We start from the raw sequence: 26,681 nt of genomic DNA, 5'->3' as shown, positions 1-26,681 counted from the left end.
AACTTCCACCATGAGGAAACTAGTATCCACTGTTCAGAAGCGCCCGAGGCCCCCGCGGGCGCCGAACGCCGTATCCGGGAAGACTGGCACCCGGTGCCGAACCGCCGGTTCGTCTTCGTAGCTCGCTGAAGGAAGTGACAGTTCATGTCCGCACCAGCGCCGTCCCCGCTGGCCGTCGTCGACGCCGAGCCCCTGCCCCGGCAGGAGGAGGTCCTCACCGAAGCGGCGCTCGCCTTCGTGGCCGAGCTGCACCGGCGGTTCACGCCCCGCCGTGACGAACTCCTCGCCCGCCGCGCCGAGCGGCGCGCCGAGATCGCCCGCACCTCCTCCCTCGGCTTCCTCCCGGAGACCGCCGCGGTCCGCGCCGACGACTCCTGGAAGGTCGCCCCGGCCCCCGACGCCCTCGACGACCGGCGGGTCGAGATCACCGGCCCCACCGACCGCAAGATGACCATCAACGCCCTCAACTCGGGCGCGAAGGTGTGGCTCGCGGACTTCGAGGACGCCTCCGCGCCGACCTGGGAGAACGTGGTCTCCGGCCAGCTCAACCTGATCGACGCCTACACGCGGAACATCGACTTCACGGACCCGAAGTCGGGCAAGTCGTATGCCCTGAAGGCGAACGAGGAACTCGCCACGGTCGTCATGCGCCCGCGGGGCTGGCACCTGAACGAGCGCCACCTCGTCGACGCGGACGGCACCCCCGTGCCCGGCGCGCTCGTCGACTTCGGCCTGTACTTCTTCCACAACGCCAAGCGCCTGCTGGGCCTGGGCAAGGGCCCGTACTTCTACCTGCCCAAGACGGAGTCGCACCTGGAGGCCCGCCTCTGGAACGAGGTCTTCGTCTTCGCGCAGGACTACCTCGGCATCCCGCAGGGCACCGTGCGCGCCACCGTGCTGATCGAGACGATCACGGCCGCGTACGAGATGGAGGAGATCCTCTACGAACTGCGCGACCACGCCTCCGGGCTGAACGCGGGCCGCTGGGACTACCTGTTCTCCATCGTCAAGAACTTCCGGGACGGCGGCGCCAAGTTCGTCCTGCCGGACCGCAACGCGGTGACGATGACGGCCCCGTTCATGCGCGCGTACACCGAACTCCTCGTCCGTACCTGCCACAAGCGCGGCGCGCACGCGATCGGCGGCATGGCGGCGTTCATCCCGTCCCGCCGGGACGCGGAGGTCAACAAGGTCGCCTTCGAGAAGGTCCGCGCCGACAAGGACCGCGAGGCGAACGACGGCTTCGACGGCTCCTGGGTCGCCCACCCCGACCTGGTGCCGATCGCCATGGAGTCCTTCGACAAGGTCCTCGGCGACAAGCCCAACCAGAAGGACCGCCTGCGCGAGGACGTCGACGTCAAGGCGGCCGACCTGATCGCGATCGACTCGCTGGACGCCAAGCCGACGTACGCGGGTCTGGTGAACGCCGTGCAGGTCGGCATCCGCTACATCGAGGCCTGGCTGCGCGGCCTCGGCGCGGTCGCGATCTTCAACCTCATGGAGGACGCCGCCACCGCCGAGATCTCCCGCTCCCAGATCTGGCAGTGGATCAACGCCGGTGTCGTCCTCGACAACGGCGAGCAGGTCACCGCCGACCTGGCCCGCAAGGTCGCCGCCGAGGAACTCGCCGGCATCAGGGCCGAGATCGGCGAGGAGGCCTTCGCGGCCGGCAACTGGCAGCAGGCGCACGACCTGCTGCTGACGGTCTCGCTCGACGAGGACTACGCCGACTTCCTGACGCTCCCGGCGTACGAGCAGCTCAAGGGCTGACTCAGTCCGCGGAAGGCTCGGCGGACGGCTTGTCCGAGTGGCCCAGGGGCTTCCCCGGGGCCACTCGGTCGCGTACGGCCCGCTTCACGGCCGTCGGCTCGGGGAAGCCCTGCTCCCGCCGGTCCCAGACGACCTCGCCGTCGACGCGGACGACGAACACGCCGCCCTTGCCGGGCTTCAGCGCCAGTTCCGTCAGCTCGGACTCGAACGTCGTGAGCAGTTCCTGCGCCAGCCAGGCCGCGCGGGGCAGCCAGCGGCACTGGGTGCAGTACTCGATCTCTACACGGCCACTCATCCGAGATGCACCGACCAATCCTGTTCGGCCGCGGGCTTGCCGTGCAGGTCGGGGACCTGCCGGAGCCACGCGGGGCGTCCTTGCCGGCTGCGCGCCGCCCGGCGGGCCTCCTCGGCGGCGAGCTCCTCCCGGCCGGGGAAGTCGGTGGGCAGCCAGGCCTCGGAGGCCCGCACGCGCGCGTGGACGTACGACACGTAGGCCTCGCGTGCCTCCCGGGCAGTGGCGAAGCCCGGCTCGTCCGCGAGCCAGGCGTCCGGGACCTCGGCGAGGATCCGGCGCAGCAGCTCCTCGGTCACCCTGGGAGCCAGCTCGGCGTCGGCGGCCCGGACGTCGGGTCCGTAGTGGCCGAGGGCGTGGTGCCGGAAGTCGTACACCTTGGCGGGGTCGGTGCCGTCCCAGCGGTGGTGGAACACGAGCGCGGCACCGTGGTCGATCAGCCACAGGCGCGGCGGCGCCACGCCCAGGGTGGGCCAGACCATCAGGTTGGAGCTGTGGACCGTGCGGTCGACGTTCACGGTCAGGGCGTCGAGCCAGACGATCCTCCCCGCCTCCAGGGGATCGACGGGGAAGACCCGCGCGATGTCCGGCGTGAAATCACGGGCGCCCGGCAGGTAGTCCATGCCGAGGTTCACGCCCCCGCTGGCCGCGTGCAGGCCCCGCACCTCCTGGTGCGGCTCGTCCCGCGCGATCACCGGGTCGAAGTGCACCAGCACCAGCTCGGGGAAGCGCAGCCCGAGGGCGCGGGCCAGCTCCCCCACGATCACTTCGGCGACGAGCGCCTTGCGGCCCTGGGCGGAGCCGGTGAACTTCACGACGTAGGTGCCCAGGTCGTCGGCCTCGACGACTCCGGGTACGGATCCGCCGGACGTCAGGGGTGCGACGTAGCGGGTCGCGGTGACCTCTCTCAGCATGTCCTCGGGCCTTGCCTCCCCGGCAGTCCGTCCATGGCCGTCCGCTCCTTGCCGCCGGCCTCCGCCGGCATGAAGCGAGCATAGTAAGCGAGGGTGATCGCCGGTACGCGGCTGGACGCCGGGCGCCCCCCGAGGTGTCACAGGGCGGGCGTTACGCTGTGGATCATGCCGGACGACTCCCCTCTCATACAGAGTCTGCGCACCGCCCTCGCCGCCGCTCCCGCGGACGTACCCCTGCGGTTGCACCTGGCCCAACTCCTGCTGGAGGCGGGCCGTTCGGAGGCCGCCGTCGCCGAGGCGGCCGTGGCCCTTCAGCACGCGCCGGGCGACCCCCAGGCCCGTGACCTGATGGCCCGGGCGATGGGCGCGCCGGCCCCGGCGCCGGCGCAACCCCTGGACCGGCGGCCGGGATTCGACTGGCGGGCCGCCGAGGAGCAGGTGGGGGACGTGGTGCCGCCGCGGTTCGTCGAGGCGCCGGTCCGCGCGGACGGACAGGACGATCCCGGCGGCGCCGAGGCGTGGGACGTGGAGACGCCCGGCGGGGTGCGGCTGGCCGACGTCGGCGGCATGCAGGAGGTCAAGGACCGCCTGGAGGCGGCGTTCCTGGCGCCGCTGCGCAACCCCGAGCTGCGCAAGCTGTACGGCAAGAGCCTGCGCGGCGGACTGCTGCTATACGGGCCGCCCGGCTGTGGGAAGACGTTCATCGCCCGCGCGGTCGCCGGGGAACTCGGCGCCGCGTTCCTGTCGGTGTCGGTCAACGACGTGCTCGACATGTGGATCGGCAACTCCGAGCGCAACATGCACGAGGTGTTCGAGACCGCCCGCCGCCAGGCGCCCTGCGTGGTCTTCCTGGACGAGCTGGACGCCCTCGGCGCCAAGCGCAGCCGCACCGCGCACAGCGGCATGCGCAACACGGTGAACCAGCTCCTCACCGAGCTGGACGGCATCGACTCGGCGGCGAACGAGGGCGTGTTCGTGCTGGCCGCCACGAACGTGCCCTGGGACGTGGACAACGCCCTGCGCCGTCCCGGCCGGCTGGACCGGACGATCCTGGTCCTGCCGCCCGACGGTCCGGCCCGGGAGGCGATCCTCCGCTACCACCTGCGGGACCGGCCCATCGAGAACGTCGACCTGGGCAAGCTGGTCAAAGCCACGGACGGCCTGTCGGGCGCGGACCTGGCGCATGTCTGCGAGGCGGCGGCCGAGCGGGCGCTGCTGGACTCGGCGGGCACCGGGACGGTCCGGATGATCGGCATGAAGGACTTGCTGGCCGCCGTCAAGGAGGTCGTCCCGTCGGCCGAGCCGTGGTTCGCCTCCGCGCGGAACGTGGCGATGTTCGCCAACGAGGGCGGGATGTACGACGACCTGGTGGCCTACCTGAAGAAGAGGCGCAAGCTGTGACCGCCACCGTGCACCCCGCCGTGGAGCGGGCCGACCTGCTCATCGACCTCAAGCGGTACGCGGAGGCCCGCGAGCTGCTGGCGCGGCGGCTCGCGGAGGACCCCGACGACGTCCGGGCCTGGGTCAAGCTCGCCCGCAGCCACCTCGGGGACGAGCAGGACGGGCCGAAGGCCCTGGAGGCGACGGAGCGGGCGCTGGCGCTGGACTCCGAGGACATCGGAGCGCTCGTCATGCACGCGCACGCCCTGCGTGCCGCGGGCCGCTTCCTGGAGACCGAGGGCGTGCTGCGCGAGGTGATCCGCCTCGCCCCCGAGAACTGGTACGGCTACGCGCTGCTCGCCAACTGGCTCTGGCGCATCAGGGCGATCCGCTCCGGGCGGGCCAACGGCGGCCAGGTCAGGCGCGAGGACCAGGACGCCGCCCTGCGGGAGGCCGGCGAACTCGCCCAGGAGGCCATCCGGTTGGGGCCGGAGGAGGTGTTCGCCTACGAGGTGGCGTGGCTGATCGCCGACATGGCGGGCAACCGGACCGTCGCCGATCAGCTCGACGAGGCCATCTTGCGGCTCGATCCGCAGCACGAGCAGGCCCTGGCCCGGCGGACGAAGAAGGCGGCGACCGCTCCCGGCGTCAAGGCGGCGGAGGCCGCCACCCTGTACGCCGACGCGCTGGCCACCGCCCCGGACTCCGCCCCGATGCGCAGCGGCCTGGACGACGCCTCCTACCGTCTGCTGCGCGGCATCCGCTGGCCGGCCCTGCTCTGCCTGGCTCTCGCCGGGGTGGGCATCGACCTGTTCGCGACCGGGGGCGAGACCCAGCGGGAGCTGCCGCTGCCGCTGGGCCAGCGGCTCTGGGACCTCGTCCCCATGGCCGTGGTCTGGACCCTGGGCGCCCTGCTGAGGTACCGGAGGCTGCGCGCCGGCGTCCAGGTCAATCTGCGCTCGCTGCTCCGCCGTCGTACCTGGCCCCGTGTCGCCCTGACCCAGGCGGCGTGGGCCATGGTCTGCGCGCTGCTGATCACCCAGGTCCCGTGGACGGAACGCACGGTCCCGCAGGTGCTGTTCTGGGCCGGTCTGCTGCCGACGGTGGCGACGATGTGGTTCGACCGGGGCAAGGACGGCTGAACGGGTATCCGCGATCATGATCGGTATGGACACTCGTTTCCTCGGCATACCGGAGATCGTCGAAGCCCCGTCTGTGGCGGTCGTGGTCGACGTGATGCGTGCTTTCACCGTGGCGGCTTGGGCGTTCGGCCAGGGAGCGGAGAAGATCGTTCTCGCCGAGTCGCTGGACGAAGCCCTGGGCCTCAAGGCTCGCCACCCGGACTGGGCGGCGCTCAAGGACGGTCCGCCCGCGCCCGGGTTCGACCTGGTCAACTCGCCGGGCCTGCTGCGGTCCGCCGACCTCGGCGGACGGACCGTCGTGCAGAAGACCACGGCAGGAACGGTCGGCGCCCTCGCGGTCAAGGAGGCGTCGCTGGTGCTGTGCGCCGGCTTCGTGGTGGCGGAGGCGACGGCTCGGCTCTTGAGGACGCGCAGGAGTGACAGCGTCACGTTCGTGATCACCGGCGAAGACGGGCAGGCCGATGAGGATCTGGCGTGTGCTCAGTACATCGCTCGCAGGGCCACGGAGGACGCGACGGACGCTGCCGGGTTCGTCCGCCGCGCTGCCGAGTCGCGTGCCGCCGCCGAGTTGGCGCAGGGGGTGCGTCAAGGAGTCCACTCCGACGACGTCGCACTCTGTCTCCAGGTCGACCGGTTCCCCTTCGCCATGGTGGCGGCCTTGGAAGGCTCACTCATGGTCCTGAGGCCTGCGCACCCCGCCGAGTGACGGTGCGGAACGATCACCCGTCGCCTTCCAGGTCCCCCTCCGTCTCCAGGTACACCTGCCGCAGCCCCTCCAGCACCGCCGGGTCGGGCTTCTCCCACATGCCGCGGGACTCCGCCTCCAGCAGGCGTTCGGCGATGCCGTGCAGGGCCCAGGGGTTGGCCTCCTGGAGGAACTCGCGGTTGGCCGGGTCCAGGACGTAGGTCTCGGTGAGCTTGTCGTACATCCAGTCGGCGATCACGCCGGTGGTGGCGTCGTAGCCGAAGAGGTAGTCGACGGTGGCGGCGAGTTCGAAAGCGCCCTTGTAGCCGTGGCGGCGCATCGCCTCGATCCACTTGGGGTTGACCACGCGGGCCCGGAAGACCCGGGAGGTCTCCTCGACGAGGGTGCGGGTGCGGACCGTCTCGGGGCGCGTGGAGTCGCCGATGTACGCCTCGGGGGCCGTGCCGCGCAGGGCCCGGACCGTCGCCACCATGCCGCCGTGGTACTGGAAGTAGTCGTCGGAGTCGGCGATGTCGTGCTCGCGCGTGTCCGTGTTCTTCGCGGCGACCTCGATGCGCTTGTAGGCGGTCTCCATCTCCTCGCGGGCCGGGCGGCCGTCCAGTTCACGGCCGTAGGCGTAGCCGCCCCAGACCGTGTAGACCTCGGCGAGATCGGCGTCGGTGCGCCAGTCGCGGGAGTCGATGAGCTGGAGCAGGCCGGCGCCGTACGTGCCGGGGCGCGAGCCGAAGATGCGGGTGGTGGCCCGGCGTTCGTCGCCGTGGGAGGCGAGGTCGGCCTGGACGTGGGCCCGTACGTGGTTGGCCTCGGCCGGCTCGTCCAGCGAGGCCGCCAGGCGTACGGCGTCGTCCAGCAGGCCGATGGTGTGCGGGAAGGCGTCCCGGAAGAAGCCCGAGATGCGGAGGGTGACGTCGATACGGGGGCGGCCCAGCTCCTCGTACGGGACGGGCTCCAGGCCCGTCACCCGGCGGGAGGCGTCGTCCCAGACGGGGCGGATGCCGAGCAGGGCGAGGGCCTCGGCCACGTCGTCGCCCGCCGTGCGCATGGCGCTGGTGCCCCACAGGGAGAGTCCGACGGACGTGGGCCAGTCGCCGTTGTCGGTGCGGTAGCGCTCCAGGAGGGAGTCGGCGAGGGCCTGGCCGGTCTCCCAGGCGAGGCGGGAGGGGACCGCCTTGGGGTCGACCGAGTAGAAGTTGCGGCCCGTCGGGAGGACGTTGACCAGGCCCCGCAGGGGTGATCCCGAGGGGCCCGCCGGGACGAAGCCGCCCGCCAGCGCGTGCACGGTGTGGTCGACCTCGGCGGTGGTCGCGGCGAGGCGCGGCACGACCTCGCGGGCCGCGAACTCCAGGATGGCGGCGACCTGTTCACCGTGTTCGGCGGGGACAGCGGCCGGGTCCCAGCCCGCGTCCTCCATGGCCTGGACCAGGGCGCGGGCCTGCTCCTCGGCCTCGTCGGCACTCGTGCGGGTCGCGGCGGACTCGTCCAGGCCGAGGGCCTCGCGCAGGCCGGGCAGGGCCGTGGCGCCGCCCCAGATCTGGCGGGCGCGGAGGATGGCGAGGACGAGGTTGACGCGGTCGGCGCCCTGCGGCGGGTTGCCGAGGACGTGCAGGCCGTCGCGGATCTGGGCGTCCTTGACCTCGCAGAGCCAGCCGTCGACGTGCAGGAGGAAGTCGTCGAAGCCGTCGTCGTCCGGGCGGTCCTCCAGGCCGAGGTCGTGGTCGAGCCGGGCGGCCTGGATGAGCGTCCAGATCTGGGCGCGGATCGCCGGGAGCTTGGCGGGGTCCATGGAGGAGATCTGGGCGTACTCGTCGAGGAGTTGCTCCAGGCGCGCGATGTCGCCGTAGGAGTCGGCGCGGGCCATGGGCGGGACGAGGTGGTCGACGAGCGTGGCGTGGACGCGGCGCTTGGCCTGGGTGCCCTCGCCGGGGTCGTTGACCAGGAACGGGTAGATCAGGGGGAGGTCGCCGAGGGCGGCGTCGGGGCCGCAGGCGGCGGACAGGCCGGCGTTCTTGCCGGGCAGCCACTCCAGGTTGCCGTGCTTGCCGAGGTGGATCATCGCGTCGGCCCCGAAGCCGCCGTCCTCGGTCCGGGCGGCGATCCAGCGGTAGGCGGCCAGGTAGTGGTGGGAGGGCGGCAGGTCCGGGTCGTGGTAGATCGCGATCGGGTTCTCGCCGAAGCCGCGCGGGGGCTGGATGAGGATCAGCAGGTTGCCGAAGCGCAGGGCCGCGAGGACGATGTCGCCCTCGGGGTTGCGGCTGCGGTCGACGAACATCTCGCCGGGGGCCGGGCCCCAGTGCTCCTCCACCGCCGTGCGCAGTTCCCCGGGGAGCGTGGCGAACCAGCGGCGGTAGTCGGCCGCCGGGATCCGCACCGGGTTGCGGGCCAGCTGCTCCTCGGTGAGCCAGTCCTGGTCGTGCCCGCCCGCCTCGATCAGCGCGCGGATCAGCTCGTCCCCGTCACCGGAGGCCAGGCCCGGCACCTGAGCGTCCGTGCCGAAGTCGTAGCCCTCGTCGCGGAGCCGGCGCAGCAGGGCGATGGCGCTGGCGGGCGTGTCCAGGCCGACCGCGTTGCCGATGCGGGAGTGCTTGGTCGGGTAGGCGGAGAGGACCAGCGCGAGGCGCTTGTCGGCGGGCCGGATGTGGCGGAGCCGGGCGTGGCGTACGGCGATTCCGGCGACGCGGGCCGCGCGCTCGGGGTCGGCGACGTAGGCCGGGAGGCCGTCGGCGTCGATCTCCTTGAAGGAGAACGGGACGGTGATGAGGCGGCCGTCGAACTCGGGGACGGCGATCTGGCTGGCCGCGTCGAGCGGGGAGACGCCCTCGTCGTTGTCCGCCCAGTCGGTCCGTGAGCCGGTGAGACACAGGGCCTGGAGGATCGGTACGTCGAGGGCGGTGAGCGCGCCCGCGTCCCAGGACTCGTCGTCGCCGCCTGCCGATGCCTCGGCTGGCTTGGTGCCGCCGGCGGCGAGGACGGTGGTGACGATGGCGTCGGCGGCGCGGAGTTCCTCGATCAGCTCGGGCTCGGGGGCGCGCAGGGAGGCCACGTACAGGGGCAGGGGCCGACCGCCCGCGTCCTCGATCGCGTCGCACAGGGCGCCGGCGAAGGCGGTGTTGCCGCTCATGTGGTGGGCCCGGTAGTAGAGCACGGCGACGGTCGGGCCGTCGGTGTCCCGGCCCTCCCGGGGCAGCGGGCCCCAGGTGGGGGCGGCTTCCGGTGCCTCGAAGCCGTGGCCGGTGAGCAGGACCGTGTCGGAGAGGAAGCGGGCGAGCTGCTCCAGGTTGGCCGGGCCGCCGTGGGCGAGGTAGGCGTGGGCCTCGGCGGCGATGCCGATGGGGACCGTGGAGGACGCCATCAGCTGGGCGTCGGGGGCCTGTTCGCCGGTCAGGACGACGACGGGACGGCCGTCGGCGAGGAGCAGGTCGAGTCCGTCCTGCCAGGCCCGGATGCCACCGAGGAGGCGCACGACGACCAGGCCGACGCCGTCGAGGAGGGCGGGGAGGTCGTCGAGGGCGAGCCGGGAGGGGTTGGCGAAGCGGTACGGGACCGGACCGGCGGCCGCGCGGGCGCTGAGCAGGTCGGTGTCGGAGGTCGACAGGAGCAGGATGCGGGGGTTCGGGAGTCGTTCCCCGGATGAGTGCAGCATGCGGCGGCTGGCCTTCCTCGGGGTGTCCGCGCCCCGGGCGGGTGGTGGGACGGCGGGAGTTCCTGGCTCGCCCGGCCCGTGGGGGCCGGGCTCACAGTGGCGGGACCGCGCCGGATTCGCACCGGGCTTCCTCCCCTGTCGCCGTCGTGGCGTCGGCGGACCGGATGATCCACCGAGGAGCATAGTAAGGGGCGGGCGAAAAGGGCGGGGCATACACCGGGTGTGATGGTAGGTATGCTCGCCGCCATGTCCACGCCTGCCCTCCGTTCATCGCCCCAGGCCACAGCGGTCTCCCGGGACCGCGGTGACGCCTGCCCGGGGACGCTGCGGCTGCACGCGGCGGACGACGGCGCGCTGGCCCGTGTCCGGGTCCCCGGCGGGGTCCTGACCCTGCGGCAGGCGCGGGCGCTCGCCGACGTGGCGGAGCGGCTGGGCGACGGTGACCTGCATCTGACCTCGCGCGGCAACGTGCAGCTGCGGGGTCTGGACGGCGGCTGCGGCGGGGAGTTGGCCGGGCTGCTGGACGCCGCCGGGCTGCTGCCCTCGCGCGGGCACGAGCGGGTGCGCAACATCGTGGCCTCGCCGCTGTCCGGTCTCGACGGGCGGGGCGCGCTGGACGTACGGCCCTGGCTGACGGCCCTCGACGCGGCGCTGTGCGCGAGCGAGGCGGCACAGGACCTGTCGGGGCGTTTCCTGTTCGCGCTCGACGACGGACGCGGGGACGTGGCCGGTCTCGGTGCCGATGTGACGGTACGGGCGACGGCCGACGGTGGTGCGCAAGTCGGCCTCGGAGTGGCCGGAGAGGCGCTGCACGTCACCGCCGAGGAGGCGGCACGGGCCGCGCTGCTGGCCTCGGAGACCTTCCTGGAGGCGGCCCGGGCGAGCGGGGCGCAGGTCTGGCGCGTGGAGGAACTGTCCCTTGCCGAGGGCGAGTTGCTCGATGCGGTCGGCCGGCGTCTGACCGCCGAGGGCATCCGCCACGAGCGGCGCGGCCGGGAGACCGGCCACGCGGAGGGACCGCCCCCGGGAGTCGTCGGTGACGGCCTCTCCGTGCACGTACCGCTGGGCCGGCTCTCGGTGCGCCAATGGCGGGAACTGACGCAGGTGGCCGCCGGTGAGCTGCGTCTGACGCCGTGGCGCGGTGTGGTTCTTCCCACACCGCGGACCCGCGCCGACGAGTCCCTCGCCCGCCTCGCCGCCACCGGCCTCGTCACCGACCCCGGCTCCCCCTGGCTGCGCGTCGGCGCCTGCGTCGGCAGGCCCGGATGCGCCAAGTCGCAGGCGGACGTGCGGACCGACGCGGCCGGTAGCCTCGGCGCGATCGCCCCGCACGGCCTGCCCCTGTACTGGTCCGGCTGCGAACGCCGCTGCGGGCACCCCCGGGGCGACCGCGTGGACGTGGTCGCCGAACCGGGAGGCGGCTACCGGCTCTCCACCGCCGTACGCGGCGAGGAACCCCGGACCACCTCGATGCACGACCCCGCCCGACTCGCCGCCGCCCTGGCGGAGATCACCTCATGACCCGTACGACGACCGAGAGCAGCGAGAAGACCACCGTGACCACGTACGACTACGAGAAGGACGGCGCGGCCATCTACCGCCAGTCCTTCGCCACCATCCGCGCGGAGGCGGACCTCGCGGCCCTGCCCGCCGACGTCAGCCAGGTCGCGGTCCGGATGATCCACGCCTGCGGGATGGTCGACCTCGTACGGGACCTGGCCTACACGCCGGCCGTGGTCACCCGGGCCCGTGCGGCCCTGCGCGCGGGCGCGCCCATCTTCACCGATGTGCAGATGGTGGCCAGCGGAGTGACGCGCAAGCGGCTGCCCGCCGGCAACGACGTGCTCTGCACGCTCTCCGACCCGTCCGTGCCGGAGCTGGCCGCGAAGCTGGGCACCACGCGCAGCGCCGCCGCGATGGAGCTGTGGCGGGACCGGCTGGAGGGCTCGGTGGTGGCCGTCGGCAACGCGCCGACCGCGCTGTTCCGGCTGCTGGAGATGATCGAGGAGGGGGCTCCGCGCCCGGCCGCCGTGATCGGTGTGCCGGTCGGCTTCGTCGGGGCCGCCGAGTCCAAGGACGCCCTGGCCGCGCATCCGTCCGGTCTTGAGCACCTGGTCGTGCGCGGCCGTCGCGGGGGCAGCGCCATCGCCGCCGCCGCGCTCAACGCGATCGCGAGTGAGGAAGAGTGAGCGGCGAGCAGTCCACAGCGGGGCGGCTGTACGGGGTCGGGCTCGGCCCCGGTGACCCGTCCCTGATGACCGTACGGGCCGTGGAGGTCATCGCCGAGGCGGACGTGATCGCGTACCACAGTGCCCGGCACGGCCGTTCCATCGCCCGCTCGATCGCGGCGAAGCACATCCGCGCCGACCACATCGAGGAGCGGCTGGTCTACCCGGTCACGACCGAGACCACCGACCATCCCGGCGGCTACAAGGGCGCGATCGAGGAGTTCTACGCCGAGGCGTCGGCCCGGCTCGCCGCGCACCTGGACGCGGGGCGGACGGTCGCGGTCCTCGCCGAGGGCGATCCGCTCTTCTACGGCTCCTACATGCACATGCACAAGCGGCTCGCCGACCGCTACGACACCGAGGTGATCCCCGGCGTCACGTCCGTGTCCGCCGCCGCCGCGCGGCTGGGCACGCCGCTCGCCGAGGGCGAGGAGGTGCTGACCATCCTGCCGGGCACCCTGCCCGAGGAGGAGCTGGCCGCACGGCTCGCCTCGACCGACGCGGCCGTGGTGATGAAGCTGGGGCGGACGTTCACCAAGGTGCGGAGCGCGCTGGAGGCTTCGGGACGGCTGGGCGACGCCCGGTACGTCGAGCGGGCCACCATGGACGGGGAGCGGCTCGCCGAACTGGCCGACGTGGACGTGGAGTCGGTGCCGTACTTCTCGGTGGCCGTGCTGCCGAGCCAGGTGGACACCGAGCGGCCTCAGGCCCGGGAGCGGGGCGAGGTCGTCGTGGTCGGGACCGGGCCGGCCGGTCCGCTGTGGCTGACGCCCGAGACCCGGGGTGCGCTGGCCGCCGCCGACGACCTGGTCGGCTACACGACCTACCTCGACCGGGTGCCGCGGCGGCCCGGCCAGATCCGGCACGGCTCGGACAACCGGGTCGAGTCGGAGCGCGCCGAGTTCGCCCTCGACCTGGCCCGGCGCGGGCGGCGGGTCGCGGTCGTCTCCGGCGGCGACCCGGGCGTCTTCGCCATGGCGACGGCCGTCCTGGAGGCCGCGTCCCAGAAGGAGTACGCGGACGTTCCGGTGCGGGTGCTGCCGGGCGTGACCGCCGCCAACGCGGCAGCGGCCCGGGCGGGCGCCCCGCTCGGCCACGACTACGCCGCCATCTCGCTCTCGGACCGGCTCAAGCCCTGGGAGGTCATCGCCGAACGGCTGCACGCGGCGGCCTCGGCGGACCTGGTCCTCGCCCTGTACAACCCCGGCTCGCGCAGCCGCACCTGGCAGGTGGGCAAGGCACGCGAGCTGCTGCTGGAGCACCGGGCGCCGGACACCCCGGTCGTGGTGGCGCGGGACGTGGGCGGCACCGGCGAACGTGTCCGGATCGTACGACTGGCCGACCTCGATCCGGCCGAGGTCGACATGCGCACGATCCTGCTGGTCGGCTCCTCCCAGACCCGGGCCGTACGGCGCGGGGACGGCGAGGAGATCGTGTGGACGCCGCGCCGGTATCCGGAGGCGTGAGAGAACGCGGCGCCCGGCTCGCCTCCGGCTTGGAGGCGAGCCAGGCCCGTTCTCAGCCGCCGGCCGGCAACCCGCGCCCCTGGAACCACTCCCCGACCCACCGGGCCGCCTCCTCCGGCCCGGGCACGACCGGGACGCCCTCGGGGACCGGGGGACGGCGGATCACGAGGACCGGGAGTCCGGCCTCCCGGGCTGCCGTGAGTTTCGGTGCGGTGGCCGCTCCGCCGCTGTCCTTGGTCACCACGACGTCGATCCGGTGCCGGCGCAGCAGCTCGCGCTCGCCGTCGAGGGTGAAGGGGCCGCGGTCGAGCAGCACCTCCATGCGGGACGGGTGCGGGACCTCGGGCGCGTCCACGGAACGGACCAGGAACCACAGGTCGTCCAGACCGGCGAAGGCGGCCAGGCCCATGCGGCCGGTCGTGAGGAACACGCGCCGGCCCAGCGCGGGCAGCAGGCGCGCGGCCTCCTCCAGGGAGCCGGCGTCGTGCCAGGCGTCGCCCTCGACGGGGACCCAGCCGGGGCGCCGCAGGGCGAGCAGGGGAACATGGGCGGTGGCGGCGGCCCGCGCCGCGTGGAAACTGATCGTCCCGGCGAAAGGGTGGGTGGCGTCGATGAGCACGTCCACCCGGTGCTCGCGCAGCCACGCGGCCAGCCCCTCCGCCCCGCCGAAGCCGCCGATACGGACCTCGCCCGGGGGCAGGCGGGGGCTGGCCACGCGCCCGGCGAGGGAACTGGTCAGGGTCAGGCCGGGCGTGTCGTGGAGCAGTTCGGCAAGACGGCGGGCTTCCGTGGTGCCGCCGAGAATCAGTACGCGCATGGAAGTCCAGGTCCGTTCATGAGCAGCGAAGTGAAGGGCGGCCGCAGGGCCCAGCTGGAGCACACCGGCCTGCGGCCCGGCTGGACCACCGGCGCCTGTGCGACGGCGGCCACGACTGCGGCGTACACCGCCCTGCTGACCGGCGAGTTTCCCGACCCCGTGACGATCACCCTGCCGAAGGGGCAGACGCCGTCGTTCGCGCTGGCCGTCGAGGAGCTGGGCGACGGGCACGCGACGGCGGGGATCGTGAAGGACGCCGGAGACGACCCGGACGTCACGCACGGCGCGCTGGTCCGGGTCACGGTACGGCGGCTGCCCGCCGGGGCCGGGGTCGTGTTCAAGGCAGGCCCCGGGGTCGGCACCGTCACCCGCCCCGGCCTGCCCCTGCCCGTCGGCGAACCGGCCGTCAACCCGGTCCCCCGCCAGATGATGCGCGACCACGTCACCGAGGTCGCCGCCCGGCACGGCGGCTCGGGCGACGTCGAGATCACCGTCTCCGTCGACCACGGCGAGGAGATCGCCCGCTCCACCTGGAACCCCCGGCTCGGCATCCTGGGCGGCCTGTCCATCCTCGGCACGACCGGCATCGTCGTCCCGTACTCCTGCTCGGCGTGGATCGACTCCATCCGGCGGGGCGTGGACGTCGCGCGGGCGGCGGGGCGCAGGCATGTCGCCGGGTGCACCGGGTCGACGTCGGAGAAGACGGTCGTGGCCGAGTACGGGCTTCCCGAGGACGCCCTGCTCGACATGGGCGACTTCGCGGGCGCCGTGCTGAAGTACATCCGCCGCCACCCCGTCGACCGCCTGACGATCTGCGGCGGCTTCGCCAAGCTCTCCAAGCTCGCCGCCGGGCACCTCGACCTGCACTCGGCCCGTTCCCAGGTCGACAAGGGCTTCCTCGCCGAGCTGGCCCGGCGCGGCGGCGCGGACGAGGCGCTGGCCGCGGAGGTGGCGGACGCCAACACCGGGCTCGCCGCGCTCCAGTCGTGCCTGGCCGCCGGGGTGCCGCTCGGCGACCTGGTCGCCACGACCGCCCGCGACGAGGCCCTGGCCGTACTGCGCGGGGCGCCGGTCGTGGTCGACGTGATCTGCATCGACCGGGCGGGGACGGTGGTCGGGCGCAGCGCGCCGGCCTGACGGCGGGGGCCGTAGACGTTCACCGCTGTCAGCACACGTGGCGTTCCCGCTCCGGCGAGTACAGGTGGCTGTCGCGGAATTGTTCCGCCCCGAGCGTCCGACCCACCATGATCACGGCGGTGCGCAGCACACCGGCCTCCTTCGTCTTCCCCGCGATCTCGTCGAGGGTGCCGCGGATGACCAGCTCGTCCGGGCGGGAGGCGTAGGCGACGACCGCGGCGGGGCAGTCGGCGCCGTAGTGCGGGAGGAGTTCGGCGACCACGCGGTCCACGTACTGGGCGGCCAGGTGGAGCACGATCAGCGCGCCGCTGCGGCCGAGGGTGGCCAGGTCCTCTCCCTCGGGCATGGCGGTGGCCCGGTTGGCGACACGGGTGAGGATCACGGTCTGGCCGACGGTCGGAACGGTCAGCTCCCGCTTCAGGGCAGCGGCCGCGGCGGCGAAGGCGGGGACGCCCGGGACGACCTCGTAGGGCACCCCGGCCGCGTCCAGCCGCCGCATCTGCTCGGCGACCGCGCTGAACACGGCGGGGTCCCCGGAGTGCAGCCGGGCCACGTCGTGCCCCTCCTCGTGGGCGCGCAGCAACTCGGCGGTGATCTGGTCCAGGTCGAGCCGCGCGGTGTCCACCAGCCGGGCGTCCGGCGGGCATTCCGCGAGCAGTTCCCGCGGGACCAGGCTGCCCGCGTACAGACAGACCCGGCAGTCGGCGAGCGTGCGGGCGCCGCGCACCGTGATCAGGTCGGCGGCGCCGGGGCCGGCACCGATGAAGTACACGGTCATCTGTCTGCTCCTGAAGAATGTCCTGAAGAGGTGTCGAGCATTTTCCGTACGGCCCACTGGGTCACGGGCATCGCCTGCCGCCACCCGGTGAACCCTCCCACCGGCACGGCGTGTGCCACGGCGAGCCGCACCAGTTCGCCGCCGTGGCGCCGGTGGGCGTCGGCGAGCAGCGCCTCGGACTCCAGCGTCACGGTGTTGGCGACCAGCCGCCCGCCGCCGGGCAGCGCCGCCCAGCACGCGTCGAGGAGGCCGGGCGCGGTGAGACCGCCGCCGACGAACACGGCGTCGGGGGGCGGGAGTTCGGCGAGGACGGCGGGCGCGGCGCCGGTGACGACGCGCAGTCCGGGCACGCCGAGCCGGTCGGCGTTGCGGGTGATCCGCTCGGCGCGCGCCGGGTCCCGCTCCACGGTGACCGCGCGGCACGAGGGGTGGGTGCGCATCCACTCCACGGCGATCGAGCCGGAGCCGCCGCCGATGTCCCACAGCAGTTCGCCGGGTGCGGGGGCGAGCACGCCGAGCGTGGCGGCGCGCACGTGCCGCTTGGTGAGCTGCCCGTCGTGCTCGTACGCCTCGTCCGGGAGCCCGGGCACGGCGCCGAGCCGCAGGGCGCCCGGGGCGCGACGGCACTCCACGGCGACGATGTTGAGCGGATCGCCGAGCGGCCGTTCCGCAGGCCAGTCGTCGGCGGTGACCTCGTCGGTCGTGCGTTCCCTGTCGCCGCCGAGCTGTTCGAGGACGCGCATCCGGCTGGGCCCGAAGCCCCGGTCGCGCAGCAGGGCGGCGACCTCGGCGGGGGTGGTGGCGTCCGCGCTGAGGACGAGGAGCCGCCGGCCGTCGTGCAGGGCGGCGGCCAGTCTGGCGGCGGGCCGGCCGACGAGCGTGACGACCTCCACGTCCTCCAGCGGCCAGCCGAGCCGGGCGGCGGCGTAGGAGACGGAGGAGGGGTGCGGCAGGACGCGCAGCGCGCCGGTCTCCTCGGCGAGGGCGCGGCCGATGCCGTAGAACATGGGGTCCCCGCTGGCCAGTACGGCGATCCGGCGCCCGGCGTGCGCGGCGAGCAGGCCGGGGACGGCGGGGCGCAGCGGCGAGGGCCAGGCGACGCGCCGCCCCGTGCACTCCGGGGGCAGCAGGTCCAGCTGGCGGGGTCCGCCGATCAGGACCTCGGCCTCGCGCAGCGCGGTGCGGGAGGCGTCGGGCAGTCCGGCCCAGCCGTCGGCCCCGAGCCCGACGACGGTCACGGCGGCGGTCGGTGCGTCAGGTGCGGGGGTCACTGCGCGGTACCTCGGGGTTCGGGGGCAACAGAGCCGCACTCTACTGGGCGCTGACCAGCACGCCTGTGCTCGGGTACACCGTCGCGCCCACTCCCCGGCTGCCCGCCCGGCTCCCGCGGCAGGAACACCCCGGCTCCCCGTGCTCGTGTGCCGGACCGGCCATGCCCCGTCCGGGCGCCGCCTGCCAGGGGCTCGGTCCCGACAGGTTCGGTTACCGTTCGGGCGGAATCCGGCGAGACGTGGGGAGGCACGATGAGGTCGGGCGGAGGGCAGGGGCCGGGGAACGTGACGTGGCTCCTGATGGGTGTCGTGACGCTCGTCGTCGGAGTGGCCATGACGCTGGAGGTCCGCGGCGCGCTGGACCGGGAGCGGGAGTTCCGTGCCGCTCCGGCCTGTGCCTCCGTCCCGGTGAAGGCGTCGGGGTGCCGGTGGGAGCAGGAGTTCACCGTCCGGAGGGCCGACCTGAACCGCGGGAGGCGGAACGGCTCGCCGGAGGCGGAGCTGCTGCTGCCCTCCGGCAAGCCCTGGCACGTGACGTTCCGGCAGACCGATCCGGTCGTGTCGGAGCTGACGCCGGGCGAGGAGGTCGTCGGCCTCGTCTGGCACGGGCAGGTCGTCGAGGTACGGGACGCCGACGGGCGGCGGCAGCAGACGTCCCACGGACCCGTGGGCTGGTCCGAGGACCGCCTCGGCGGTGCGCTCGCCTGCTTCGCGTTCGGTCTGCCCGCCTTGGCCGGCGGGGCGTGGCCGCTGTTCGCGCGAGGCGACCGGCGGCACGCGACGGCGGGAGGCGTGGTGCGGTGGCACGGCGTCTGCATGGGCGTCGCGGCCCTCTTCACCCTGTGGGCGCAGTCCGCCAACGGCTGGCCGTTCTGGGCGGTCCCGGCGATCTGGGGACCGCTCGCGCTGCTCGGCCTGGCCTCCATGACGGCTTTCGTCATCGCCGCCCTGCGGGGGGACATGGACGACGAGACCCCGTCCGTGCATGGGCCGAACCCGACGGCGACGGCGTGAACCGCCCTCAGGCACCGCGCAGCGGGTTGGGCAGCGGCAGGTAGCGCGCGTCCGCGCCGTCCGCGCCCGTCCAGCGGAGCAGCAGGTTCGTCTTGCCGGGGAGGGTGGGTGAGGCGAGCAGGGCGGGGATCTCGGGGAGGTCGTGGCGGGCGAGTTCGCGGCGGGCGGCGGGCCAGGGGTCGAAGCCGGGGTGGCGTTCCGCGAGGGCGCCGGCGATCTCGCCGAGGTGGTTGACGACCAGGCAGTACACGAGCCGCTCCCAGCCGGCTCCCCGCTCCACGTCCGGCAGCAGTTTCACGCCCTCGGCGTCCCGGTACAGCGCCTGCACGGGTGTGCCGCCGGCGTCCACGGCGACCAGGGTGTTCTGGAGGTGCGCCTCGATGACGACACCGTGCCGGGCGAAGGCCGTCAGAGCCGGGGGGACCACCTGCGCCAGGTACGCGGACCACCAGGCCTCGGGGTCGGCGGCCCGGTCGAGCGGGCTGCCGTCGAAGCCCTCGACGAGACCGGCGGCGAGCAGCGGGGTCGCACCGGGCAGGAGACGGCCTTCGAAGCCGTCCCGGAGGAGGACGGCCAGGGCCTCGAAGGCGAAGTCGGCGGTGCGGTACCCGCGGTCGCCGAGCCAGGCCGGGGGGCCCTCGAACGTCTCGAAAGCGGCGCGCACGGCCGCCTCGGTCCGGCGCAGGGCGAGCAGGTCGTGACGCCACAGCCGGCGGATGTCGTTGGTGATGCGCACGTCCAGGCTGAACTTCAGGAAGAGGTCTGGCCCGGGCGCGTAGAGCGTGCGGATCGCGGCCGTCGGCCAGGTGTCGAAGGCGGTCGTGCCGAGCCGGACGAGTCTGCCGTCCGCGAAGGCGTCGGCGAGCTCCGGACCGGCCAGGTCGAGCTGCCAGGGGTGGGCGGGCAGCAGGCGGTAGCCGGGCGGGGCCGTACCGAGGGCGTCGAGGGCCGAGGTGTCGCCCTCCTCGACGACGGTGTCCTCGCGCAGCCCGAGCAGGGTCAGCGGGAAACGGGCGTACGCCTCGGGCGCGTACGGCAGCCAGCCGGCGGCGGGGCCGCCGCCGCGCGCCTTGGGGGCCGGGTGGTGGGTGTGGCCGGTGAGGAGGCACTGCTCGGAGCGCAGATAGGGGTCGTCGGGCGGGGTGGCCCGGGCGCGGGCGGCCAGCAGCGCGGCCACGGCGTCCCGGCTGTCGATCATCTCGGCGGGCAGTTCGTGGTTGGACAGACCCGTGTGCCGGCGCAGTTCCTCGGCGACGAGTTTGACCAGCTCGGTGTGGCCGACCCGGTGCCAGCCGCCGGCCACACGGATTTCCGGCTCGGCGGGCCGCCGCGTGCCGCGCACCCGCAGCAGACGGTCCCCGCCGGGCAGGTGGTGCACCCGGTGCTCGCCCGTCTCGCTCACCGGCCGCGCCACCTCCCGCAGCAGGCAGTTCAGCAGCGGCACGGCGGCGTACGCGTCGGCCCGTTCGGCGAGACCGTCGGCGAGGGGACCTCCGGCGACCGGGTCGTCCAAGGCGGAGTCGCCGGAGGCGGATGCTCCGGGGGCGGAGTCGTCGCCGTCGGGCGGGGGCATGAGGTCCACGCGTTCCACTCGTTCCCTGCGGTCCTTCCGGATTTCCGGATCTCCGGGCGGAGATGATCAGTATGCGTGCCGTCGTCATCCCGCCGTGACGCCCTATTCGTACCCGAGGAGCCCGCCCGTGCACCGTTCCCCCACCGCCGAGGCCGAGGTCGCCGACGAACTGGCCGTCGTACGGCCCGGCCTCCTGCCGCGGTACGAGGCCGAACTGCCCGGTGCCCGGGCGGCCGTGCTGTCCCGTCTGTGGCGCGGTCTCGCCCACGATCCGCTGCCCTGGGTCACCCGCCGCGAGCAGGGCGGGGACGGGCTGACGCTGTACCTGTCCGACGGCCGCCGGCTGCACGGCCCGCGGCCGGATCCGTACGCGACCGGCGCCTACGTCACCGTCCTGCGACTCGACGAGGCGGAGTACGACGATCCGGCCGGGCTGGTGACGGACCTCGCCGTACCGCACTCCGCGTCCTTCGCCGCCGAACTCGCGCACAGCGTCGCCTCCTTGGCGCTGTCGAGGGCGGGACAGGAGGGGCACGCCACGGACGGGTGGCCGGAGCGCGACTGGGAGTGGGAGCAGCGGATCGTCGACGGGCATCCGTTCCATCCCACCTGCCGGTCCCGGCCCGGTTTCTCGGTGGCCGAGCAGCTCGCCTACGGGCCCGAGCACCGGCCGCTGGTGGAGCTGGGGCTGGTGCCGGTGCGGGCGGAGGAGTGCCTGGTGACGGGCGCGTGGCCGCGGGATCTGCGGGAAGAGGGGCGAGTGGTGCTGCCGGTGCACCCGTGGCAGGCGGCGCACGTGCTGAAGCGGGTGTGCGAGGAGCGGCGCGCCGGGTATCCCCTGATGGCGCTGCGGACGCTGGCGCTGCCCGGCGGGCCGCACGTCAAGACCTCGCTCAGCGCCCGGCTGACATCGTCGGTGCGGGACATCTCGCTGCCCTCGGTCGCCGCGTCCGCGGTGCTGTCCGAGTTCGCGGAGACGCCGGCGGCGCACACCGACGGACTGCTGCACGTGACCCGCACCCTGGGCGCGGCGGCGGCCGGCTCCCCCGACTTCGCGGCCGTTCTGCGGGAGCCGCCGGAGGCCTACGCGAGGGGCGGCGAACGGGTCCTGCCGGTGGCGGCGCTCGCCACCACCGAACTCCCCCGCTCCCCCGCCTGGCTGGCCGGTTTCGCCCGCCTCGCCCTCACCGTCGGTCTGCGGCTGCTGGAACTGGGGGTGGCCCTGGAGGCGCACGGCCAGAACCTCCTGGTGATCCTGTCCCCGGCGGGTGATCCGCTGCGGCTGGTCTACCGTGACCTGGCCGACATCCGCGTCAGCCCGGTCCGTCTCGCCCGGCACGGCATCGCGGTGCCCGATCTGCCCGCCCGTATGGTCACGGACGACGAACGCACGCTCCGGCGCAAGCTGTTCGGCTCGCTGGTGGCGGGAGCGCTGGCCGGCACGGCGGGGTCGTGGGCGGCGCTCACGGCGGCGCTGGAGACGGCCGTACGGGAGCTGCCCCGCACCCCGGACCTCGCGGCGCTGCGCGCGGACCCGCTGCCCACCAAGGCGCTGACGCTGATGCGGCTCTCGCCGCAGACGGCCGGGGACCAGTGGGCGGAACTGCCCAACCCCCTTTCCTGAGGCCCAAGTGCCGGATATGCCATCAGAAGGCCCGTGCCACACGGGCCTTCTCTCATGCCTCGCGGAGCGCCTTCGCCAGCGTGCCCTCGCCGCTCACCTCGACCCGGCCCTCCCGCACGGCCCGGGCCAGGCTCAGCTCCCCCCGGCTGAGAGCCGTGCAGGTGCCGGTGTCCAGGACCAGCCGGGCGTCCGGCTCCCCGGGGGCGGGCCCGTCGCCGTACACGGGTCCCTCCTCGGCACCGGCGTGCAGATGGAACAGCCCCTCCTCCAGACGGACTTCGACGAGGCCTTCCCCGTCCAGCAGGCGCAGCAGGGGCAGGGCGAACCAGTGCGCCCGTACCGCGTCCGTGGGCCGCCGCTCCCCGAGTTCCGCCTGGCCCCACTCCCCCAGCGCCTGGAGCACGGGCAGCAACTCGCGCCCCCGGGCGGTGAGTTCGTACACGAAGGCCGCGCCGGGCGGGGGCAGCCGGCGGCGGGTCGTGAGGCCGTCGCGCTCCATGTCCTTCAGCCGCGAGGCGAGTACGTCCGTGCTGACGCCGGGCAGGTCCGCGTGCAGGTCGGTGTAGCGGCGGGGACCGGCGAGGAGCTCCCGGACGATCAGCAGGGTCCAGCGGTCGCCGACGGCGTCGAGGGCGCGGGCGGCGGAACAGTACTGGTCGTAGCTTCGGCGAGGTGGCATGCGACGCAGTCTAGACAAGTTGTTGGACTTTCCAAGCGGCTACTTGGTAAAACCAAGCAACACAAGTCGGCGAGGGGAAGCGGCGCATGGAATTCCGGCAGTCGAACAAACTGAGCGAGGTCTGTTACGAGATCCGCGGCCCGGTGATAGAGCACGCCAACGCGCTGGAGGAGGCCGGTCACAGCGTGCTGCGCCTGAACACCGGCAACCCCGCGCTCTTCGGGTTCGAGGCGCCGGAGGAGATCCTCCAGGACATGATCCGGATGCTGCCGCAGGCGCACGGCTACACCGACTCGCGCGGCATCCTCCCCGCCCGCCGCGCGGTCGCCCAGCGCTACCAGACACTGGGCCTGGAGGTCGGCGTCGACGACGTCTTCCTCGGCAACGGCGTGTCCGAGCTGGTGTCGATGGCGGTCCAGGCACTGATCGAGGACGGCGACGAGATCCTCATCCCCGCCCCGGACTTCCCCCTCTGGACGGCCGTGACGACCCTCGCGGGCGGCAAGGCGGTCCACTACCTCTGCGACGAGCAGGCGGACTGGTACCCGGACCTGGACGACATGGCCTCGAAGATCACGGACCGCACGAAGGCCGTGGTCATCATCAACCCCAACAACCCCACCGGCGCGGTCTACCCGAAGGAGATCGTCGAGGGCATCCTCGACCTCGCCCGGCGGCACGGCCTGATGGTGTTCGCCGACGAGATCTACGACCAGATCCTCTACGACGACGCCGTGCACCACTCGGCCGCCGCGCTCGCTCCCGACCTGGTGGTGCTCACCTTCTGCGGCCTGTCCAAGACGTACCGCGTGGCGGGCTTCCGCTCGGGCTGGCTGGTGGTGACGGGACCGAGGCAGCACGCGAAGGACTACCTGGAGGGCCTCACGATGCTGGCCTCCATGCGGCTGTGCGCCAACGCGCCCGCCCAGTACGCCATCCAGGCCGCGCTCGGCGGCCGGCAGTCCATCCGCGACCTCACCCTGCCGGGCGGCCGCCTGCGCGAGCAGCGCGACGTGGCCTGGGAGAAGCTGAACGAGATTCCCGGCGTGACGTGCGTGAAGCCGAAGGGGGCGTTGTACGCCTTCCCGCGCCTCGACCCCAAGGTGCACAGGATCCACGACGACGAGAAGTTCGTCCTGGACCTGCTGCTGCGGGAGAAGATCCAGGTGGTGCAGGGCACGGGCTTCAACTGGCCGACCCCCGATCACTTCCGGATCCTGACCCTTCCCTACGCCGACGACCTGGAGGCGGCGATCGGGCGCATCGGGCGGTTCCTGGGCGGGTACCGGCAGTAGGCGCGATTGTCAGTGGCGGGTCGTAGCCTTCCAGCAGGTGGGGCGAGTGCCCCGGGGCCTGGGCCAGGGAGGAGCACGCCGTGACGCGACCGCCGACCGCCGCGCAGCGGCGGGTCATCGACGCCGCCGATCCGGTGACCGGCCGGCTGCGGGGTACGGAGGCACAGCTCGCGGCGCTGGTGAAGCGGGGGCTCGCCTTCCGGCACCCCCGGCCGCCGCACGACCACTTCCTGACACCGGAAGGCCACCGCGTGCGGCAGGGCGTCATGCAGGTGCCCGAGCCCGCCGCCGAGGCCCCCGCCACCGCCGGTGTGTTCACCGCGCGCGTCGGCGGCGAGGAAGCCGCGCCGGAGACAGGGCCCGCCCGGCGCCGCGAGGTGCACAGCGCCTGGCAGGGACTGCTGGAGCTGCGCCGGATGACCAACCCGGACGGTGCCGTGGACCGGCCGTGCGGCTGGGAGCGCACGCATCTCGTGCAGGCCGCCGCGCTGGCACTGGAGGCGGCCGGACACCGCCCTGCCGGGCGGGACGACGGGGGTTACCGGGTGCGGGAGACCCCGCAGCCGGAGGCCGTCGCGGTGTACGAGCCGGACGGCGAGGCGCTGCGGACCTGCGCGGCCACCTTGGAGGGGGCAGGCTGGCAGGTGAGCGAGCACAGCGAGCCGCGCACCGGGACCCGCTATCTCCTGGCCTCGCCGCGCCGGGCGTGATGAGCATGCCAAGATCGGGGGATCGTTGCGTGCGCCACGAGTGTCCGGTGCGAGAGGGGAAGCCCATGAGCGAGCCGTTTTCCGTCCCGGTGACCGTCCGCGGTTACGAGACCGACGTGCAGGGTCATCTCAACCAGAGCGTGTACCTCAACTACGCGGAACACGCCCGCTGGTCGTTACTGCGGGCCGCGGGGATCAGCCAGTCCGCCCTCATCGGCAGCGGTGTGGGACCGGTCGCCCTGGAGACGACCATCCGCTACAAACGGGAGCTGCTCGCGGGTGACGAGGTCGAGGTGACCTGCGCCTTCGCCTGGGGGGAGGGCAAGACCTTCCGCATCGGGCAGACGGTCCGCAAGACCGACGGCACGGTGGCGGCCGAGATCACGGCCGTCGGCGGCCTGATGGACCTGAAGGCCCGCAAGCTGGTCACGGGCCCCCAGGAGTACTTCAGGAAGCTGGCGTCGGAGCCGGGGGTGTTGGGACTCTAGGCCGCCTTCTTCCAGACGGTCATGTCCACCATGAGGGAGGCGAGCTCCGGCAGCGCGGTCGACTTCGTCTGGACCACGAGCAGGGCGATGTCCCCGGAGGAGTGCTTGACGCAGATCTGACTGCCGGCCGCCACCGAGGCCAGCGTCCAGCGGTGGGGGCGGCCGGCACCGCCGAGCAGGAGCCGGCACTCGTCGAGGGAAACCGCCTTGTCGGTGAACATCTGGACGAAGACGCTGGTGTCGCTCTCCAGCTCGCAGCTCGGGTTCTCACAGGTGAAGCGGATGTCTCCCTTACGGTCGTCGCGCCGGAGCGGCCTTTCGAAGCTGAGCGAGTTCTTCGCGTTCAGCAGCAGGGGGGCCTGCGCGATGACCTGCGGTGACTTGGAAACCTCCGGGGACGGACGGGACGCTTCCGGTGGCCCGCCACCCGCCCCCGACACGGACCCGGACACCGAGGGCGACGGCGTCGACGACTCGGGCGCGGACGACCGTCCGGACTTCTCCGGGCCGGGCGTCGACGGTGCGCCCGCCACCCAGTCGCGGAATCTGTTCCCCGCGTCCGCGACCGTCCACGCCAGGCCGGTCAGTACCAGCGCCCCCGCCGTCACGGCCGCGGCCGTGATGAGTGCGCCACGCCGTCTGCGCGCCCGTCTCTCCTCCGGCCCCGGCGGTTGCGCCTGCGGCTGCGTGACGACCAGCGGCTGCCTGTGCACCCGTGTCGGGTCGATGGTCGCCGGGGAGACCCGGGTGGCGTCGAGGTCCGCCGGGGAGGGAACCGTCACCTCCGGCCCCATGACGTCCCGCCAGACGGCCGGTCCCGCCCCCGCGTCGGCGTCCGCGCCCAGCCGCTGCCGGCACCACTCGACGATCTCCGCCAAGCCCGCCCGATCCCGCGGGTCGGCGGCCAGGCACCGGGCCATCAGCGGACGGAGCCGCTCGGGCAGCGCGGTCAGGTCGGGTTCGTCGTGCACGATCCGGTACAGCACACCGACCGCGGAGCCCTCTCCGTACAGCGGCCGGCCCAGCGCCGCGAACGCCGCCGTCTGGCCCAGCGCGAAGACGTCGGTCGCCGCCGTGACCTCACCCCCGGACGCCTGCTCGGGAGCCATGAAGTGCGGCGTCCCGACGGTGGAGCCGGTAGCGGTGTGAGAGGTGAAGTCTGCGGCCAGCGAGATGCCGAAGTCGATCACACGCGGCCCGTCGGCGGCCAGCAGCACGTTCGACGGCTTGAGGTCCCGGTGCACGATGCCCGCGGCGTGGATGGCCTGGAGCGCCTCGGCCACCCCCGCCATCAGCCACAGCACCGCGGGCACCGGGAGCGGTCCGCGCCGGGCCACGGCCCCCGTCAGGGACGGGCCGGGCACGTACACCGTGGCCGCCCAGGGCGGTACGCCGTCCGCGTCGGCGTCGATCAGCTCGGCCGTGTACGCGCCCCGGACCCGCCGGGCCGCCTCCACCTCCCGGCGGAACCTCCGCCGGAAGGCCGGGTCGTCGGCCAGCTCCGGGCGCACCACCTTGAGCGCCACCGGCCGGCCGCCCCGCGTGTGCGACAGGTAGACCCGGCCCATGCCCCCCGCGCCGAGCCGGGCGGCCAGACGGTATCCGGCCACCATGGGCGGATCGTCCGCCTGCAACGGCTGGAACACCTCGGTCGCGTGGTTCATCGGTCCGTCTCCCCCTCGGCCCCTGTCCTCTGCCCCCCCGGTCAACGGTGAGTTGACCGAGGCAGAAGCCTAAGCGGAGTTGGGAGCTGTTCC

Annotated in this window: 22 protein-coding genes and 1 riboswitch; of the genes, 13 read left to right on the top strand and 9 right to left on the bottom strand. The window is 73.6% G+C overall.

The window, feature by feature from the left end:
* Positions 1 to 144 precede the first annotated feature (144 nt).
* Positions 145 to 1,770 (top strand): malate synthase A, encoded by a 1,626-nt coding sequence (gene aceB / locus ABFX81_RS03040; RefSeq protein ID WP_086849826.1) that lies wholly within the window; start codon positions 145 to 147, stop codon positions 1,768 to 1,770.
* Position 1,771: 1 nt separating this feature from the next.
* Here the strand turns inward: aceB and ABFX81_RS03035 are convergent, their stop codons facing one another.
* Together ABFX81_RS03035 and ABFX81_RS03030 are read right to left on the bottom strand one after the other, a co-directional pair.
* Entirely contained in the window at positions 1,772 to 2,065 is a 294-nt protein-coding gene (locus ABFX81_RS03035) for a SelT/SelW/SelH family protein (RefSeq protein ID WP_086849824.1), read from the bottom strand.
* Positions 2,062 to 2,976 carry a HipA family kinase gene (locus tag ABFX81_RS03030; RefSeq protein ID WP_086849822.1) on the bottom strand — a complete coding sequence of 305 codons (915 nt, stop codon included), beginning with the start codon at positions 2,974 to 2,976 and terminating at the stop codon, positions 2,062 to 2,064. The genes ABFX81_RS03035 and ABFX81_RS03030 overlap by 4 nt, the downstream gene beginning before the upstream one ends.
* 165 nt (positions 2,977 to 3,141) lie before the next feature.
* Here ABFX81_RS03030 and ABFX81_RS03025 point away from each other — a divergent pair, with 165 nt between their 5' ends.
* Genes ABFX81_RS03025 through ABFX81_RS03015 form a run of 3 tightly spaced genes read left to right on the top strand, consistent with a single transcriptional unit; the run spans position 3,142 to position 6,204 of the window.
* Positions 3,142 to 4,377, top strand: a complete 1,236-nt coding sequence (locus ABFX81_RS03025) for an AAA family ATPase (RefSeq protein ID WP_086849820.1) — start codon at positions 3,142 to 3,144, stop codon at positions 4,375 to 4,377.
* Positions 4,374 to 5,498, top strand: coding sequence for a tetratricopeptide repeat protein (locus ABFX81_RS03020; protein ID WP_346137585.1), 1,125 nt, complete (start codon positions 4,374 to 4,376; stop codon positions 5,496 to 5,498). The genes ABFX81_RS03025 and ABFX81_RS03020 overlap by 4 nt, the downstream gene beginning before the upstream one ends.
* Positions 5,499 to 5,523: 25 nt before the next feature.
* Positions 5,524 to 6,204 (top strand): 2-phosphosulfolactate phosphatase, encoded by a 681-nt coding sequence (locus tag ABFX81_RS03015; RefSeq protein WP_346137584.1) that lies wholly within the window; start codon positions 5,524 to 5,526, stop codon positions 6,202 to 6,204.
* 13 nt (positions 6,205 to 6,217) lie between these two features.
* On the opposite strand, the gene cobN is transcribed toward ABFX81_RS03015, so the two are convergent.
* Complete coding sequence (gene cobN / locus ABFX81_RS03010) at positions 6,218 to 9,844, bottom strand: cobaltochelatase subunit CobN (protein ID WP_086849813.1); 3,627 nt, start codon at positions 9,842 to 9,844, stop codon at positions 6,218 to 6,220.
* 56 nt (positions 9,845 to 9,900) lie between these two features.
* A riboswitch (cobalamin riboswitch) is annotated at positions 9,901 to 9,977 on the bottom strand.
* 101 nt (positions 9,978 to 10,078) lie between these two features.
* Between cobN and cobG the strand changes: the two genes are divergently transcribed.
* Genes cobG through ABFX81_RS02995 form a run of 3 tightly spaced genes read left to right on the top strand, consistent with a single transcriptional unit; the run spans position 10,079 to position 13,538 of the window.
* Positions 10,079 to 11,365 carry a precorrin-3B synthase gene (gene cobG / locus ABFX81_RS03005; protein WP_346137764.1) on the top strand — a complete coding sequence of 429 codons (1,287 nt, stop codon included), beginning with the start codon at positions 10,079 to 10,081 and terminating at the stop codon, positions 11,363 to 11,365.
* On the top strand, positions 11,362 to 12,033 hold the full coding sequence (locus ABFX81_RS03000) for a precorrin-8X methylmutase (RefSeq protein WP_346137583.1): 672 nt from the start codon (positions 11,362 to 11,364) through the stop codon (positions 12,031 to 12,033). The genes cobG and ABFX81_RS03000 overlap by 4 nt, the downstream gene beginning before the upstream one ends.
* Complete coding sequence (locus tag ABFX81_RS02995) at positions 12,030 to 13,538, top strand: precorrin-2 C(20)-methyltransferase (RefSeq protein WP_086849809.1); 1,509 nt, start codon at positions 12,030 to 12,032, stop codon at positions 13,536 to 13,538. Before ABFX81_RS03000 ends, ABFX81_RS02995 begins: the two co-directional genes overlap by 4 nt.
* A 52-nt stretch (positions 13,539 to 13,590) precedes the next feature.
* Here the strand turns inward: ABFX81_RS02995 and ABFX81_RS02990 are convergent, their stop codons facing one another.
* Positions 13,591 to 14,355, bottom strand: coding sequence for a cobalt-precorrin-6A reductase (locus ABFX81_RS02990; RefSeq protein WP_086849807.1), 765 nt, complete (start codon positions 14,353 to 14,355; stop codon positions 13,591 to 13,593).
* Positions 14,356 to 14,373: 18 nt separating this feature from the next.
* Between ABFX81_RS02990 and ABFX81_RS02985 the strand changes: the two genes are divergently transcribed.
* Positions 14,374 to 15,492: a cobalt-precorrin-5B (C(1))-methyltransferase gene (locus ABFX81_RS02985; RefSeq protein WP_086849805.1), complete on the top strand. Its 1,119-nt coding sequence runs from the start codon at positions 14,374 to 14,376 to the stop codon at positions 15,490 to 15,492.
* Between the two features lie 28 nt (positions 15,493 to 15,520).
* Here ABFX81_RS02985 and cobM read toward each other — a convergent pair whose 3' ends face one another.
* The gene (gene cobM / locus ABFX81_RS02980) at positions 15,521 to 16,270 is read right to left on the bottom strand and encodes a precorrin-4 C(11)-methyltransferase (protein WP_086849803.1); all 750 of its coding nucleotides are present in this window, start codon (positions 16,268 to 16,270) and stop codon (positions 15,521 to 15,523) included.
* Positions 16,267 to 17,541 (bottom strand): precorrin-6y C5,15-methyltransferase (decarboxylating) subunit CbiE, encoded by a 1,275-nt coding sequence (cbiE, locus tag ABFX81_RS02975; RefSeq protein ID WP_086849801.1) that lies wholly within the window; start codon positions 17,539 to 17,541, stop codon positions 16,267 to 16,269. Before cbiE ends, cobM begins: the two co-directional genes overlap by 4 nt.
* A gap of 285 nt (positions 17,542 to 17,826) precedes the next feature.
* On the opposite strand from cbiE, the gene ABFX81_RS02970 reads away from it, so the two are divergent.
* The gene (locus tag ABFX81_RS02970; RefSeq protein WP_346137582.1) at positions 17,827 to 18,555 is read left to right on the top strand and encodes a hypothetical protein; all 729 of its coding nucleotides are present in this window, start codon (positions 17,827 to 17,829) and stop codon (positions 18,553 to 18,555) included.
* A 7-nt stretch (positions 18,556 to 18,562) separates the two neighbouring features.
* Here ABFX81_RS02970 and ABFX81_RS02965 read toward each other — a convergent pair whose 3' ends face one another.
* Positions 18,563 to 20,146 (bottom strand): IucA/IucC family protein, encoded by a 1,584-nt coding sequence (locus tag ABFX81_RS02965; RefSeq protein ID WP_346137581.1) that lies wholly within the window; start codon positions 20,144 to 20,146, stop codon positions 18,563 to 18,565.
* Between the two features lie 109 nt (positions 20,147 to 20,255).
* Between ABFX81_RS02965 and ABFX81_RS02960 the strand changes: the two genes are divergently transcribed.
* Positions 20,256 to 21,752, top strand: coding sequence for an IucA/IucC family protein (locus tag ABFX81_RS02960; protein ID WP_086854710.1), 1,497 nt, complete (start codon positions 20,256 to 20,258; stop codon positions 21,750 to 21,752).
* Positions 21,753 to 21,804: 52 nt separating this feature from the next.
* On the opposite strand, the gene ABFX81_RS02955 is transcribed toward ABFX81_RS02960, so the two are convergent.
* A complete protein-coding gene (locus ABFX81_RS02955) occupies positions 21,805 to 22,431 on the bottom strand; it encodes a winged helix-turn-helix transcriptional regulator (RefSeq protein WP_086854711.1) in 627 nt (208 codons plus the stop codon).
* 86 nt (positions 22,432 to 22,517) lie between these two features.
* Between ABFX81_RS02955 and ABFX81_RS02950 the strand changes: the two genes are divergently transcribed.
* The 3 genes from ABFX81_RS02950 (at position 22,518) to ABFX81_RS02940 (ending at position 24,924) form a co-directional block, all read left to right on the top strand.
* Positions 22,518 to 23,726: an aminotransferase class I/II-fold pyridoxal phosphate-dependent enzyme gene (locus tag ABFX81_RS02950; RefSeq protein WP_086854712.1), complete on the top strand. Its 1,209-nt coding sequence runs from the start codon at positions 22,518 to 22,520 to the stop codon at positions 23,724 to 23,726.
* 80 nt (positions 23,727 to 23,806) lie between these two features.
* Positions 23,807 to 24,436 (top strand): hypothetical protein, encoded by a 630-nt coding sequence (locus tag ABFX81_RS02945; RefSeq protein ID WP_086854713.1) that lies wholly within the window; start codon positions 23,807 to 23,809, stop codon positions 24,434 to 24,436.
* A gap of 65 nt (positions 24,437 to 24,501) precedes the next feature.
* Entirely contained in the window at positions 24,502 to 24,924 is a 423-nt protein-coding gene (locus ABFX81_RS02940) for a thioesterase family protein (protein WP_086854714.1), read from the top strand.
* Here the strand turns inward: ABFX81_RS02940 and ABFX81_RS02935 are convergent.
* On the bottom strand, positions 24,921 to 26,588 hold the full coding sequence (locus ABFX81_RS02935) for a serine/threonine-protein kinase (protein WP_346137580.1): 1,668 nt from the start codon (positions 26,586 to 26,588) through the stop codon (positions 24,921 to 24,923). The two genes, ABFX81_RS02940 and ABFX81_RS02935, sit on opposite strands and share 4 nt — an antisense overlap.
* Positions 26,589 to 26,681: the final 93 nt, after the last annotated feature.

The sequence above is a fragment of the Streptomyces coeruleofuscus genome (genome assembly GCF_039532725.1).
GTDB lineage: Bacteria > Actinomycetota > Actinomycetes > Streptomycetales > Streptomycetaceae > Streptomyces > Streptomyces coeruleofuscus.
The sequence above is the reverse complement of the archived record's forward strand: the minus strand, read 5'-3'. Positions and strand labels throughout refer to the sequence as shown.

Bases quoted from the DNA above. Each gene is read 5' to 3' on its own strand.
- aceB (WP_086849826.1), top strand. From the start codon at position 145: ATGTCCGCACCAGCGCCGTCCCCGCTGGCCGTCGTCGACGCCGAGCCC.
- ABFX81_RS03035 (WP_086849824.1), bottom strand. From the start codon at position 2,065: ATGAGTGGCCGTGTAGAGATCGAGTACTGCACCCAGTGCCGCTGGCTG.
- ABFX81_RS03030 (WP_086849822.1), bottom strand. From the start codon at position 2,976: ATGCTGAGAGAGGTCACCGCGACCCGCTACGTCGCACCCCTGACGTCC.
- ABFX81_RS03025 (WP_086849820.1), top strand. From the start codon at position 3,142: ATGCCGGACGACTCCCCTCTCATACAGAGTCTGCGCACCGCCCTCGCC.
- ABFX81_RS03015 (WP_346137584.1), top strand. From the start codon at position 5,524: ATGGACACTCGTTTCCTCGGCATACCGGAGATCGTCGAAGCCCCGTCT.
- cobN (WP_086849813.1), bottom strand. From the start codon at position 9,844: ATGCTGCACTCATCCGGGGAACGACTCCCGAACCCCCGCATCCTGCTC.
- cobG (WP_346137764.1), top strand. From the start codon at position 10,079: ATGCTCGCCGCCATGTCCACGCCTGCCCTCCGTTCATCGCCCCAGGCC.
- ABFX81_RS03000 (WP_346137583.1), top strand. From the start codon at position 11,362: ATGACCCGTACGACGACCGAGAGCAGCGAGAAGACCACCGTGACCACG.
- ABFX81_RS02990 (WP_086849807.1), bottom strand. From the start codon at position 14,355: ATGCGCGTACTGATTCTCGGCGGCACCACGGAAGCCCGCCGTCTTGCC.
- ABFX81_RS02985 (WP_086849805.1), top strand. From the start codon at position 14,374: ATGAGCAGCGAAGTGAAGGGCGGCCGCAGGGCCCAGCTGGAGCACACC.
- cobM (WP_086849803.1), bottom strand. From the start codon at position 16,270: ATGACCGTGTACTTCATCGGTGCCGGCCCCGGCGCCGCCGACCTGATC.
- ABFX81_RS02955 (WP_086854711.1), bottom strand. From the start codon at position 22,431: ATGCCACCTCGCCGAAGCTACGACCAGTACTGTTCCGCCGCCCGCGCC.
- ABFX81_RS02950 (WP_086854712.1), top strand. From the start codon at position 22,518: ATGGAATTCCGGCAGTCGAACAAACTGAGCGAGGTCTGTTACGAGATC.
- ABFX81_RS02940 (WP_086854714.1), top strand. From the start codon at position 24,502: ATGAGCGAGCCGTTTTCCGTCCCGGTGACCGTCCGCGGTTACGAGACC.
- ABFX81_RS02935 (WP_346137580.1), bottom strand. From the start codon at position 26,588: ATGAACCACGCGACCGAGGTGTTCCAGCCGTTGCAGGCGGACGATCCG.